Source organism: Pseudomonas sp. GM60 (assembly GCF_000282415.1).
GTDB classification, from domain to species: Bacteria; Pseudomonadota; Gammaproteobacteria; order Pseudomonadales; family Pseudomonadaceae; genus Aquipseudomonas; species Aquipseudomonas migulae.
Genome location: NZ_AKJI01000129.1, coordinates 1 through 12,926, shown reverse-complemented (window position 1 = coordinate 12,926; position 12,926 = coordinate 1). Strand labels below are relative to the sequence as shown.

At 56.3% G+C, this 12,926-nt stretch carries 10 protein-coding genes and 5 tRNA genes; 12 read left to right on the top strand and 3 right to left on the bottom strand.

The features are described from left to right. Window positions 1-113 precede the first annotated feature (113 nt). Both pbpG and folD read right to left on the bottom strand, forming a co-directional pair. Window positions 114-1,052: a D-alanyl-D-alanine endopeptidase gene (gene pbpG, locus PMI32_RS03440; protein WP_008034113.1), complete on the bottom strand. Its 939-nt coding sequence runs from the start codon at window positions 1,050-1,052 to the stop codon at window positions 114-116. Between the two features lie 238 nt (window positions 1,053-1,290). Then, on the bottom strand, window positions 1,291-2,145 hold the full coding sequence (gene folD / locus PMI32_RS03445) for a bifunctional methylenetetrahydrofolate dehydrogenase/methenyltetrahydrofolate cyclohydrolase FolD (protein WP_008034109.1): 855 nt from the start codon (window positions 2,143-2,145) through the stop codon (window positions 1,291-1,293). Between the two features lie 275 nt (window positions 2,146-2,420). On the opposite strand from folD, the gene PMI32_RS03450 reads away from it, so the two are divergent. The 4 genes from PMI32_RS03450 (at window position 2,421) to PMI32_RS03465 (ending at window position 2,897) form a co-directional block, all read left to right on the top strand. Then, a tRNA-Arg gene (locus PMI32_RS03450) sits at window positions 2,421-2,497 on the top strand. 32 nt (window positions 2,498-2,529) lie between these two features. Next, window positions 2,530-2,605 (top strand) — tRNA-His (locus tag PMI32_RS03455). Between the two features lie 54 nt (window positions 2,606-2,659). Further along, window positions 2,660-2,744, top strand: a tRNA-Leu gene (locus PMI32_RS03460). A 77-nt stretch (window positions 2,745-2,821) separates the two neighbouring features. Next, window positions 2,822-2,897, top strand: a tRNA-His gene (locus PMI32_RS03465). Window positions 2,898-2,942: 45 nt separating this feature from the next. Here the strand turns inward: PMI32_RS03465 and PMI32_RS30360 are convergent. Beyond that, window positions 2,943-3,158, bottom strand: a complete 216-nt coding sequence (locus PMI32_RS30360) for a hypothetical protein (RefSeq protein ID WP_157214380.1) — start codon at window positions 3,156-3,158, stop codon at window positions 2,943-2,945. A gap of 140 nt (window positions 3,159-3,298) precedes the next feature. Between PMI32_RS30360 and tig the strand changes: the two genes are divergently transcribed. The 8 genes from tig (at window position 3,299) to PMI32_RS03495 (ending at window position 12,888) form a co-directional block, all read left to right on the top strand. Then, on the top strand, window positions 3,299-4,609 hold the full coding sequence (tig, locus tag PMI32_RS03470; RefSeq protein ID WP_032829143.1) for a trigger factor: 1,311 nt from the start codon (window positions 3,299-3,301) through the stop codon (window positions 4,607-4,609). A gap of 93 nt (window positions 4,610-4,702) precedes the next feature. Further along, window positions 4,703-5,338, top strand: coding sequence for an ATP-dependent Clp endopeptidase proteolytic subunit ClpP (gene clpP, locus PMI32_RS03475; RefSeq protein WP_008034105.1), 636 nt, complete (start codon window positions 4,703-4,705; stop codon window positions 5,336-5,338). Between the two features lie 112 nt (window positions 5,339-5,450). After that, window positions 5,451-6,734 (top strand): ATP-dependent Clp protease ATP-binding subunit ClpX, encoded by a 1,284-nt coding sequence (gene clpX / locus PMI32_RS03480; protein WP_007946893.1) that lies wholly within the window; start codon window positions 5,451-5,453, stop codon window positions 6,732-6,734. 162 nt (window positions 6,735-6,896) lie between these two features. Further along, on the top strand, window positions 6,897-9,293 hold the full coding sequence (gene lon / locus PMI32_RS03485) for an endopeptidase La (RefSeq protein WP_008034103.1): 2,397 nt from the start codon (window positions 6,897-6,899) through the stop codon (window positions 9,291-9,293). A gap of 147 nt (window positions 9,294-9,440) precedes the next feature. Further along, on the top strand, window positions 9,441-9,713 hold the full coding sequence (locus PMI32_RS0129220) for an HU family DNA-binding protein (RefSeq protein ID WP_002552737.1): 273 nt from the start codon (window positions 9,441-9,443) through the stop codon (window positions 9,711-9,713). 53 nt (window positions 9,714-9,766) lie between these two features. Beyond that, a tRNA-Leu gene (locus PMI32_RS30355) sits at window positions 9,767-9,844 on the top strand. A 102-nt stretch (window positions 9,845-9,946) separates the two neighbouring features. Continuing rightward, window positions 9,947-11,818 (top strand): SurA N-terminal domain-containing protein, encoded by a 1,872-nt coding sequence (locus tag PMI32_RS03490; RefSeq protein WP_008034102.1) that lies wholly within the window; start codon window positions 9,947-9,949, stop codon window positions 11,816-11,818. 230 nt (window positions 11,819-12,048) lie between these two features. Continuing rightward, complete coding sequence (locus PMI32_RS03495; protein ID WP_008034101.1) at window positions 12,049-12,888, top strand: DUF2242 domain-containing protein; 840 nt, start codon at window positions 12,049-12,051, stop codon at window positions 12,886-12,888. Window positions 12,889-12,926: the final 38 nt, after the last annotated feature.

The following is a 12,926-nucleotide window of genomic DNA, read 5'->3' as shown; positions in this document are numbered from 1 at the left end:
CACCGAACGAAAGGGGCAAGAGCCCTTTGGTTACTTTGGGGCTTTTCCAAAGTGACTCGCTGTAAGAGCGAAACCAATAGCCGCCGTTACCGAAGAAACGGATATATCCCCAACTACTTCGAAGCCTCAACCACACCACTCTGACGGTGCTTGAGGTTCTTCTCCGACTTGTACTGCAAGGCCTCAGACGGAACATTGGCGCCCTTGCCGGTCTCGACCCAGTTGCGAATACGACTGGCATCGGCGAAGTGCGTGTACTTGCCGTACGCATCGAGAATCACCAGCGCCACCGGACGATTACCCATGCTGGTCACCAGCACCAGGCAGTGACCCGCTTCGTTGGTGAAACCGGTTTTGGTCAACTTGATGTCCCAGTTCGGCTTGCCGACCAGATGGTCGGTGTTGCGAAAACCCAGGCTGTAATTGGGTTTGCGAAACGAGACGGTTTTTTCCTTGGTGGTGCTCAACTCGGTCAATAACGGGTACTTGTGCGCCGCGATCAGCAATTTGCTCAGGTCGCGTGCGGTAGAAACGTTACGAGGGGAGAGGCCGGTCGGTTCGACGAAGTGGGTGCTGGTCATGCCCAGCGCCTTGGCCTTGGCGTTCATCGCGGCAATGAATGCGACATAGCCGCCCGGATAGTGGTGGGCCAGGCTCGCGGCTGCGCGGTTTTCCGAGGACATCAGCGCGATCAGCAGCATTTCCCTGCGCGGCAATTCGCTTTTGAGTTTCACCCGGGAAAACACGCCTTTCATTTCTGGCGTATCGCTGATGTTGATATTGATGTACTCGTCCATGTTCTGCCTGGCTTCAACCACGACAAGACCGGTCATCAATTTGCTGACGGAGGCGATAGGAACAACCACATCGGGGTTGCTGGCATAGATGACTTTGTTGGTCTGCATATCCAGCAGCAAAGAGCTGCCGGAAGCCAGCTTGAGTTGTTTCGTATCTCGAGGTGCCGCGGTGGTTTCAGCAGCATTGACCGTTGGCGTGATGAACGTCCCTGTAAATACAAAAAATAGGCTCAGGATGGAAAGACGGATTTTCACGCTGGCAGACTCATAAGGTGTGGATTAGCCGTTTTGTAACGGGCTGTTGCTTTAAAAACGACGCATTTTAGGAGTATGGCTGAAGAACTGTCGATGGTTGTTCAATCAACAAGTCAAAGTCCTTGAAAAGCCCTACAAAACAGCAGGTTTCCGGCGAGTGGTCGTGTCATTCCCCGGGCAAAAAGAACCCCGCCATTGGCGGGGTTCTTTTGTTCGTTGCCTGGATCGAGGCGTGAACTCAGCTGTGCAGCGTTTCCGCTGCATACAGCGTGTTTTCCAGCAGGCAGGCGCGGGTCATCGGGCCGACGCCGCCCGGTACTGGAGTGATCCAGCCAGCGCGGGGCAGGGCGGTTTCGTAGATCACGTCGCCGACCAGTTTGCCGTCTTCCTGACGGTTGATACCGACGTCGATCACGATCGCGCCTTCCTTGATCCATTCACCCTTGACCAGGCCCGGCTTGCCGGCGGCGACCACCACCAGATCGGCGCGACCGACGTGGCCTGCCAGATCCTTGGTGAAGCGGTGGGTCACGGTCACGGTGCAACCGGCCAGCAGCAATTCCATCGCCATCGGTCGCCCGACAATGTTGGAGGCGCCGACGACCACTGCGTCCATCCCGTAAAGATCGGCCCCGGTGCTTTCCAGCAGGGTCATGATCCCTTTGGGCGTGCAAGGGCGCAGCAGCGGAATGCGCTGGGCCAGACGACCGACGTTATAAGGATGGAAGCCGTCGACGTCTTTGTCCGGACGAATGCGTTCCAGCAATTTGGACGCGTCCAGGTGTTCAGGCAACGGAAGCTGAAGCAGAACGCCGTCGATTGCCGGGTCGTCGTTAAGGCGATCGATCAGGGCGGTCAGCGCTTCTTGAGTGGTTTCGGAAGGCAGGTCGTAGGCTTGGGAAATGAAGCCGACCTCTTCACAGTCTTTACGCTTGTGCGAGACATAAACCTGAGAGGCAGGATCGCTGCCGACCAGGATCACCGCGAGACCGGGAGTGCGCAGGCCTTGCTGGCGACGCTCGGTGACGCGTTTGGCGATCTGCTGGCGCAGGCTGGCGGCGATCGATTTGCCGTCGATTAGTTGTGCAGTCATTGCGCGTGATTAACCATCGAGAGGGGAAAAAAAGAGAACGCATTCTCGCATGTCATGAGGTGAGGGCAAAGGCGCTTGGTCTGCAAATTCCTCTAACCCCTTTAATTAAATGAATTTTTTTTAAAAAGGATTTGACGCCCTACGGGGGGCTCTATACTATTCGTCGCACTTGTCGGGCACAGCCTAGCACTGGTTAAGAAGGTCGAGTGGAATTACGATTCTGCAAGGCTGGAAAGCACTTAGTTTGTAGTCCTTCAAGGGTACAGATTAACAAGGCGCCCGTAGCTCAGCTGGATAGAGCATCCGCCTTCTAAGCGGATGGTCGCAGGTTCGAGTCCTGCCGGGTGCGCCATTAGGCAGCTTTGGCACAAGTAACGCGATATGGTGGGCGTAGCTCAGTTGGTAGAGCACGGGATTGTGACTCCCGTTGTCGTGGGTTCGATCCCCATCGTCCACCCCATATTTCGAAAGGCGCCAGATTAACAGTCTGGCGCCTTTGCTTTAACGGCTACATGCGGATGTGGTGGAATTGGTAGACACACTGGATTTAGGTTCCAGCGCCGCGAGGCGTAAGAGTTCGAGTCTCTTCATCCGCACCAAATAAAGCTTCATTCAGGCCACTGGCTTGGCTGGAGCTCAACGAAGAAGTTGTTTGGCTTCTTTGTTACGCAATATGGTGGGCGTAGCTCAGTTGGTAGAGCACGGGATTGTGACTCCCGTTGTCGTGGGTTCGATCCCCATCGTCCACCCCATATTCCGAAAGGCGCCAGATTTAACAGTCTGGCGCCTTTTTTGTTTTAGTGGTTCGAGTGTTTCGCGACTGCAGGTTCTGGGTCGCAGGCGCAGGGCGTTTCGTCGTATTTTTGTTTCTCGATGATGCCGTGCTGCTCGTCGGTCTTGCTCGCGAGATCGGCTGTCAGGGGATGCCTGGCAATCGCTTCTATATATAGAAGGGTTGGCGCAGAGCCCTGGCATGATTGGCTGTATTTGCCACCGGGGCGAGATGCATTCATGCATTCGCACCTATAAATTGCCTGCTGCGTTGTTACCCGTTTTCAGTAGGGTGACTTCTTGAGTTTGACCTACTAGAATGCATGCCCTTGATTCTGGGGTCGGAAACGGCCGGCCAACGTCTGTGCAACGAGGAATATCCATGCAAGTTTCTGTTGAAAATACTTCTGCTCTTGAGCGCCGCATGAGCATCACCGTGCCGGCTGAGCGCATCGAGACTCAGGTCAACAAGCGTCTGCAGCAGACCGCCCAAAAGGCCAAGATCGCTGGTTTCCGTCCAGGCAAAGTGCCGATGAGCGAAATCAAGCGCCGTTTTGGTGCTGATGCACGTCAGGAAGCTGTCGGCGACGTCATCCAGTCCTCTTTCTACGAAGCCGTAGTTGAGCAAAAGCTGAACCCGGCTGGCGCTCCTTCGATCGAGCCGAAATCCCTGGAAGCTGGCAAAGACCTGGAATACGTCGCGATTTTCGAAGTGTTCCCAGAGTTCACCGTTGCCGGTTTCGAAGGCATCACCGTTGAGCGCCTGAGCGCTGACGTGGCTGACGCCGATCTGGACAAAATGCTGGACGTGCTGCGCAAGCAGAACACCCGTTTCGAAGTGGCCGATCGCGCCGCTCAGAGCGACGACCAGCTGAACATCGATTTCGTCGGCAAGGTTGACGGTGAAGTGTTCGCTGGCGGTTCCGCCAAAGGCACTCAGCTGGTTCTGGGTTCCGGCCGCATGATCCCGGGTTTCGAAGACGGTCTGGTTGGCGCTAAAGCCGGCGAAGAGCGCGTTCTGAACCTGACCTTCCCAGCTGACTATCAGAACCTGGACCTGGCGGGCAAAACCGCTGAGTTCACCGTGACTGTGAACACTGTTTCCGAGCCAAAACTGCCTGAGCTGAACGAAGAATTCTTCGCTCAATTCGGCATCAAGGAAACCGGTCTGGAAGGCTTCCGCGCCGAAGTTCGCAAGAACATGGAGCGTGAGCTGCGTCAGGCAATCAAATCCAAGGTCAAGAATCAGGTAATGGACGGTCTGCTGGCCACCAACCCGATCGAAGTGCCAAAGGCTCTGCTGTCCAACGAAGTTGACCGTCTGCGCGTGCAGGCTGTTCAGCAGTTCGGCGGCAACATCAAGCCTGATCAACTGCCGGCCGAGCTGTTCGAAGAGCAAGCCAAGCGTCGCGTTGTTCTGGGTCTGATCGTGGCTGAAGTGGTCAAGCAATTCGACCTCAAGCCTGACGAAGCCCGCGTTCGCGAAATGATCCAGGAAATGGCTTCGGCCTACCAAGAGCCTGAGCAGGTTGTGTCCTGGTACTACAAGAACGAGCAGCAACTGAACGAAGTCCGTTCGGTTGTGCTGGAAGAGCAAGTTGTGGATACTGTTCTGCAGAAAGCTAGCGTGACCGACAAATCGGTCTCTTACGAAGAAGCGGTCAAGCCGGTAGAAGCTCCACAAGCCGACTGATCTTTTCTGCGGTAAGAAGCACACACCATAAGCCAGCCTTCGTGCTGGCTTATGCGTATTCAAGACATAACTATTTGGGAGTGACTGCAGAGCATGTTCCGTAATTCGTATATTCAGCAGAACTCTGATATCCAGGCCGCAGGCGGCCTGGTCCCGATGGTTGTCGAGCAGTCTGCTCGTGGCGAGCGCGCCTACGACATTTACTCGCGTCTTCTCAAGGAGCGGGTGATCTTTCTGGTGGGTCCGGTAGAGGACTACATGGCCAACCTGATTTGTGCGCAGCTGCTGTTCCTTGAAGCGGAAAACCCGGACAAGGACATCCATCTCTATATCAACTCCCCGGGCGGTTCGGTGACGGCGGGCATGTCGATCTACGACACCATGCAGTTCATCAAGCCTAACGTGTCGACCACCTGTATCGGTCAGGCCTGCAGCATGGGCGCATTCCTGCTGACCGCCGGTGCTCCTGGCAAGCGTTACTGCCTGCCGAACTCACGCGTGATGATTCACCAGCCACTGGGCGGTTTCCAGGGGCAGGCTTCGGATATCGAAATCCATGCCAAGGAAATCCTCTTCATTCGTGAGCGTCTCAACACGCTGATGGCCAAGCATAGCGGGCGCACGCTTGAAGAGATCGAGCGCGATACCAACCGCGACAATTTCATGAGTGCAGAAGCCGCGCGTGAATACGGGTTGATCGATGAAGTGATCACCCAGCGCCCCGCTTAATATAAGCAGCTCAAAATAAGGCGGGTCGGCTGGTCCGATCACCAGCGGGCTTGAAAAAGCCCGCAATAGCCTTCATCTTGTGTTGCAAGCCTATCGGATTTGGATCGAACGAATGACTGACACCCGCAACGGCGAGGACAACGGCAAGCTGCTCTATTGCTCCTTCTGTGGCAAAAGCCAGCATGAAGTGCGCAAATTGATTGCCGGCCCCTCGGTCTTTATCTGCGACGAGTGCGTCGACCTGTGCAATGACATCATCCGAGAGGAGGTGCAGGAAGCCCAGGCGGAAAGCAGCGCGCATAAATTGCCTTCGCCTAAAGAAATCAGCGGCATCCTTGATCAGTACGTGATTGGTCAGGAGCGTGCAAAAAAGGTTCTGGCTGTAGCGGTGTACAACCACTACAAGCGCCTGAACCAGCGTGACAAAAAGAATGACGACGTCGAACTCGGCAAGAGCAACATCTTGCTGATCGGCCCGACAGGCTCGGGTAAAACCCTGCTTGCCGAAACACTGGCCCGCTTGTTGAACGTTCCGTTCACCATCGCCGACGCAACCACCCTCACCGAGGCGGGTTATGTGGGTGAAGATGTCGAGAACATCATTCAGAAGCTGTTGCAGAAGTGCGATTACGACGTAGAAAAAGCCCAGATGGGCATTGTCTACATCGATGAGATCGACAAGATCTCGCGCAAGTCTGACAACCCGTCGATCACCCGGGACGTTTCCGGTGAAGGCGTGCAGCAGGCCCTGCTCAAGCTGATCGAAGGTACGGTCGCTTCCGTTCCGCCTCAAGGTGGTCGCAAGCATCCGCAGCAGGAATTCCTTCAGGTTGACACCCGTAACATCCTGTTCATCTGCGGCGGCGCATTCTCTGGTCTGGAAAAGGTTATTCAAAACCGTTCCACCAAGGGCGGCATCGGTTTCAACGCAGAAGTGCGCAGCAAGGAAGAAGGCAAGAAAGTCGGTGAATCCCTGCGTGAAGTCGAGCCTGACGATCTGGTCAAGTTCGGTCTGATCCCGGAATTCGTCGGTCGTCTGCCGGTTCTTGCAACGCTGGACGAGCTTGATGAAGCTGCATTGATGCAGATCCTCACCGAGCCGAAAAATGCTCTGACCAAACAGTATGCCAAGCTGTTCGAGATGGAAGGCGTGGACCTGGAATTCCGGGCCGACGCACTCAAATCGGTCGCCAAACGTGCCTTGGAACGCAAGACCGGTGCCCGTGGACTGCGCTCGATTCTCGAAGGTGTATTGCTCGACACTATGTATGAAATCCCCTCGCAGTCCGAGGTGAGTAAAGTAGTGATCGATGAAAGCGTTATAGAAGGCAAGTCCAAGCCACTGTATATCTACGAAAACAGTGAGCCGGCTGCCAAGGCCGCGCCAGACGCTTAAGCGTCACGCAGCTGGAATAAAGAAGGGGCCTTCGGGCCCCTTTTCTTTTAAACCATTTTTAACGTCCTCTTTGCGCTTGTTTTTTTTCAAGGCAGCCCCCATCTTGGTTTCAAGCTTACTTCCATCTGTTTACGGCCTTATGGCCGCCGTAGAGGCGAAATCATGAAGACAACCATCGAATTGCCTCTCCTGCCATTGCGTGATGTCGTGGTTTATCCGCACATGGTTATCCCGCTGTTCGTGGGGCGCGAGAAATCCATCGAAGCCCTTGAGGCAGCGATGACGGGCGACAAGCAGATCCTTCTGCTGGCCCAGAGAAACCCTGCTGACGACGATCCCGGTGAAGAAGCTCTTTATCGCGTAGGTACGATCGCTACCGTTCTGCAGTTGCTCAAGCTGCCTGACGGCACGGTCAAGGTTCTGGTCGAAGGTGAGCAGCGCGGCGCCGTGGAGCGCTTCAGCGAAGTGGATGGCCACTGCCGTGCCGAAGTCTCCTTGATCGATGAAGTCGATGCACCTGAGCGCGAGTCGGAAGTGTTTGTCCGCAGCCTGCTGGCTCAGTTCGAACAATATGTGCAGCTGGGCAAGAAAGTCCCCGCTGAAGTCCTGTCGTCGCTCAATAGCATCGACGAGCCAGGCCGCCTGGTCGATACCATGGCCGCGCACATGGCCCTGAAGATCGAGCAGAAGCAGGAAATTCTCGAAATCATCGATTTGTCGGCCCGGGTCGAGCACGTCTTGGCGTTGCTGGATGCCGAAATCGACCTGCTGCAAGTCGAAAAACGCATTCGCGGTCGCGTCAAAAAACAAATGGAGCGCAGCCAGCGCGAGTACTACCTGAATGAGCAGATGAAGGCCATTCAGAAAGAACTCGGCGACAGCGATGAAGGCCACAACGAAATCGAAGAGCTGAAAAAGCGCATCGATGCCGCCGGCCTGCCGAAAGACGCCTTGGCCAAGGCCCAGGCCGAACTGAACAAGCTGAAACAAATGTCGCCAATGTCCGCGGAAGCGACCGTGGTGCGTTCGTACATCGACTGGCTGGTTCAGGTGCCGTGGAAGGCTCAGAGCAAAGTGCGTCTGGACCTGGCGCGTGCCGAAGACATCCTCGACGCCGACCACTACGGCCTGGAAGAAGTCAAAGAACGCATCCTCGAATACCTCGCCGTGCAGAAGCGCGTGAAGAAGATTCGTGGCCCGGTGTTGTGCCTGGTCGGTCCTCCTGGCGTGGGTAAAACCTCGCTGGCGGAGTCGATTGCTCACGCCACCAACCGTAAATTCGTGCGCATGGCCCTCGGTGGTGTGCGCGATGAAGCGGAAATTCGTGGTCATCGCCGGACTTATATCGGTTCGATGCCAGGAAGATTGATTCAAAAGATGACAAAAGTGGGCGTCCGCAACCCGCTGTTCCTGCTCGATGAAATCGACAAAATGGGCAGCGACATGCGTGGCGATCCAGCGTCGGCGTTGCTGGAAGTGCTCGATCCGGAGCAGAACCACAACTTCAACGATCACTATCTGGAAGTCGATTACGACCTGTCCGATGTGATGTTCCTGTGCACCTCGAACTCGATGAATATTCCGCCGGCGCTGCTCGACCGGATGGAAGTGATTCGTCTGCCGGGTTACACCGAAGACGAGAAGATCAACATCGCCGTCAAATACCTTTCGCCGAAGCAGATCACGGCCAACGGTTTGAAGAAAGGCGAGCTGGAATTCGACGCCGAAGCGATCCGCGACATCATCCGCTACTACACCCGCGAAGCCGGTGTACGTGGGCTGGAGCGCCAGATTGCCAAGGTTTGCCGCAAGGCGGTCAAAGAACATGCACTGGAAAAACGCTTCTCGGTGAAGGTCACTGCCGACATGCTGGAGCACTTCCTGGGCGTGCGTAAATTCCGCTACGGCCTGGCTGAATCGCAGGATCAGATCGGTCAGGTGACCGGTTTGGCATGGACTCAGGTGGGCGGCGAATTGCTGACCATCGAAGCCGCTGTCGTACCGGGCAAAGGCCAGTTGATCAAGACCGGTTCGCTGGGTGACGTGATGGTCGAATCGATCACCGCTGCCTTGACCGTTGTCCGCAGCCGCGCGAAGAGCCTGGGCATTCCCCTGGACTTCCACGAGAAGCGCGACACGCACATCCACATGCCGGAAGGGGCGACCCCGAAGGACGGCCCTAGCGCCGGTGTAGGCATGTGCACGGCCCTGGTGTCGGCGTTGACCGGGATCCCGGTGCGCGCTGACGTGGCCATGACGGGTGAAATCACCTTGCGCGGTCAAGTGCTGGCGATTGGCGGTCTGAAAGAAAAACTGCTTGCTGCCCACCGTGGCGGGATCAAGACGGTGATCATTCCTGAAGAGAACGTACGCGATCTGAAGGAAATTCCTGACAATATCAAGCAAGATCTGCAGATTAAACCGGTTAAATGGATTGACGAGGTCCTGCAAATTGCGCTGCAATACGCGCCGGAGCCCTTGCCCGATGTAGCTCCGGAGATAGTTGCAAAGGATGAAAAACGCGAGTCTGACTCTAAGGAAAGAATTAGCACGCATTAGTACGCATTTGCCTGGAGGGCTTGTTGACAGCTTTTTAGAGCCCTTGTTATAAAGCGGCTCTTAAGTGTCTGTAGGCCATTCAGCACTCGTTTTTGCTTTCACCAAAAAACTTAGAATCATACTCAAATAGATATAAGGGGACTTAGAGTGAACAAGTCGGAACTGATTGATGCTATCGCTGCATCCGCTGATATCCCGAAAGCTGCTGCTGGCCGTGCGCTGGACGCTGTAATCGAATCCGTCACTGGCGCTCTCAAGGCTGGCGACTCTGTTGTTCTGGTTGGTTTCGGTACTTTCTCCGTGACTGATCGTCCAGCTCGCATTGGTCGTAACCCACAGACCGGTAAGACACTGGAAATCGCAGCAGCCAAAAAACCAGGTTTCAAAGCCGGTAAAGCACTGAAAGAAGCTGTCAACTAAGTTCGATTCAGGTTTTTGCCTATCCGGGTCGGGGTCATGCCTGACCTGGCAGCGGAGCGGTAGTCCAGTCGGCAAGTTGCCGGTCCGAGACACCGAGGGTCGCAAGTTCGAACCCTTGGTCCGCTCCGCCAGTTACGAGAAGGCGCATCCTCGGATGCGCCTTTCTTCTATCCGGATTCTACCCACGCTCCACGGTTGCCTAATTTTGAAGTTCAACCGTTTCTGGGGGACGCATGCTGCAGAATATCAGGGACAATTCACAAGGCTGGATTGCCAAGACCATTATCGGGGTCATCGTTGCACTGATGGCTTTGACCGGTTTCGACGCCATTTTTCAGGCCACCACCCATCGTAACGATGCGGCCAAGGTCAACGGCGAAGAAATCAGCCAGAACGAGCTGAGCCAGGCGGTCGATATGCAACGCCGTCAACTCATGCAACAGCTGGGCAAGGATTTCGATGCTTCCTTGCTCGACGAAAAAATGCTGCGCGAATCGGCCCTCAAAGGCTTGATCGACCGCAAGCTGCTGCTGCAAGGCGCAGAAAACTCGAAATTCGCTTTTTCCGAAGCGGCTTTGGACCAAGTGATCCTGCAAACCCCTGAGTTCCAGGTGGACGGCAAGTTCAGCTCCGAGCGTTTCGATCAGGTTATTCGTCAGCTCGGCTACAGCCGCATGCAATTCCGCCAGATGCTGGCTCAGGAAATGCTGATCGGCCAACTGCGCGCTGGCCTGGCAGGCAGCGGTTTCGTTACCGACGCACAGGTGCTGGCCTTCGCCCGTCTGGAAAAACAGACCCGCGATTTCGCTACCCTGAACGTCAAGGCTGACCCGGCGGCTGTGAAGCTGACCGACGATGAGGTCAAGGCCTACTACGACGAACACGCCAAGGAATTCATGACGCCGGATCAGGTGATCATCGATTACCTCGAGTTGAAGAAGTCTTCCTTCTTTGATCAGGTCGCGGTGAAAGACGAGGACCTGCAAGCGGCGTATCAGAAAGAAATCGCCAACCTGTCCGAGCAACGTCGGGCGGCGCACATTCTGATTGAAGTGAACGGCAAGGTGACCGAGGCGCAAGCCAAGGCCAAGATCGAAGAAGTTCAGGCCCGTCTGGCCAAAGGCGAGAAGTTCGAGGCCCTGGCCAAGGAGTTCTCCCAGGATCCAGGTTCGGCGAACAACGGTGGTGACCTCGGTTACGCAGGCCCTGGCGTCTACGATCCAGCGTTCGAAACCGCGCTGTATGCGTTGGCCAAGGACCAGGTTTCGGCCCCGGTTCGTACTGATTTCGGTTTCCACCTGATCAAGCTGTTGGGTGTCGAGGCACCGGAAGTTCCGACCCTCGCCAGCCTGAAAGACAAGCTGACCAAAGAGCTGAAAACCCAGCAGGTCGAGCAGCGTTTCGTCGAGGCGACCAAGCAACTGGAAGACTCGTCGTTCGAATCTTCCGATCTGGTCCAGCCGGCACAGGACCTGAAACTGACCGTTCACACCTCCAAGCCGTTCGGCCGGGAAGGTGGCGACGGCGTTGCAGCCAACCGTGCGGTGATCGCTGCCGCGTTCAGTCCTGAAGTGCTGGATGAGGGTGCCAACAGCACCGCCATCGAGCTCGATCCGGAAACCGTGATCGTGTTGCGCGCCAAGGAACACCTGAAGCCTGCGCAACTGCCGCTGGAAAGCGTATCTGCCGCCATCCGTGGGCAATTGGCCAAGGAGCACGCCAGTGCTGCCGCCAAGACCAAGGCTGATGAGCTGATTGCCGGCCTGCGCGAGGGCAAGACGCCGCTGGACAAGGCGATTGACGGTCAGAGCTGGAAAGTCACCGCTGCGGCGAATCGCGCTCAGGAAGGGATTGACCCGACTGTGCTGCAAGCGTTGTTCCGCATGCCGAAGCCGGTTGCCAAAGACAAGCCGACCTTCAGCAGCGTGACCCTGGCCGATGGTAGCCTGGTGATCGTGCGTCTGAACGGCGTCAACGAAGCCGCTGCGCCGACCGACGAAGAGAAGGCTCAATACCGTCGCTTCCTCGCCTCGCGCATTGGCCAGCAAGACTTTGCGGCCTACCGCAAGCAGCTGGAAGCCGAAGCGGACATCAAGCGTTTCTGATGCCTGACTGAGTTTCCCGCGACACAAAGACCCCGGCCAAACCGCCGGGGTTTTTTGTGGGCGCAGAAAAAGCGGGCAGGGGCTGTCCGTCGGCTGAGGTTTTTCCGGGCGACTTTTTCCTGTAAATGGCAGTCATTACACTTGTAACTGTTTCAAGACACTAATCGATGCGACGCTAAGCATCGATCTGTTGCACAATACGCCCCGGACTGTTTTTCTCAGGATGCTCAATGTTTAAATCATTTCCCGTGCGGGTTGTCGGGCTGGCGTTAGTGCTGGCCGTCGCGGCCGGTTGCTCTTCGAAAAAAGCCCCGATCTATGAGCATGAGAACTTCGACGACTCCGGAACCTTTTCCCGCAATTACCCGGTTACCGATGCGCAATCCTGCGAAGCCGCCCGTCGCGCGTTGCTCAGCCAGGGTTACATCATCACCAGCAACGACCCGAAGCTGATCAGTGGTCACAAGAGCTTCCAACAGACCGGTGAGACCCACATGGAGATCAGCTTCAGTGTGGTCTGTGCCGATGATGGCAGCGAAGGCCATCACGCGACCATGTTCGCCAACGCCTTGCAGGATCGCTACGCGCTGAAGAAGACCAACAACTCCGCGAGCCTCGGTGTCGGTGTGTTGGGTTCGGTATCGATGCCGATCGGCTCGTCCGACGACTCGATGGTCAAGGTCGCCAGCGAAACCGTCTCGTCGGCGAAGTTCTACGAGCGTTTCTTCGCCCTGGTCGAATTGTTCCTGCCGCCGGAAGCGAAAAAAGCCGCGCACATCGTCGAAAAGCCGAAAACCGATCTGGGCGTGCCTGAAGCCAAGGCCGCACCGGCGCCTGAGCCGGCCTCTGCCGCTCAATCAGCTCCAGCTCCTGCTCCTGCTCCGGCAGCCGAGCCTGCGCCGGCACCTGCTGCGGAACCGGTTGCACCGCCACCTGAGCCCGCACCGGTTGCACCGGTCGAGAACGCTGAATCGGCGGCACCGTCGACGGAAAACGTCACGCCACCGGCGCAGTCGAATTTGCCTCCTCCGAGCGAGCCGATTCCTGCCATGCCTGTGACCAGCCAATAATCGGTGACTGACGTTCCGGGATCGGCTCCCCCCCTGTC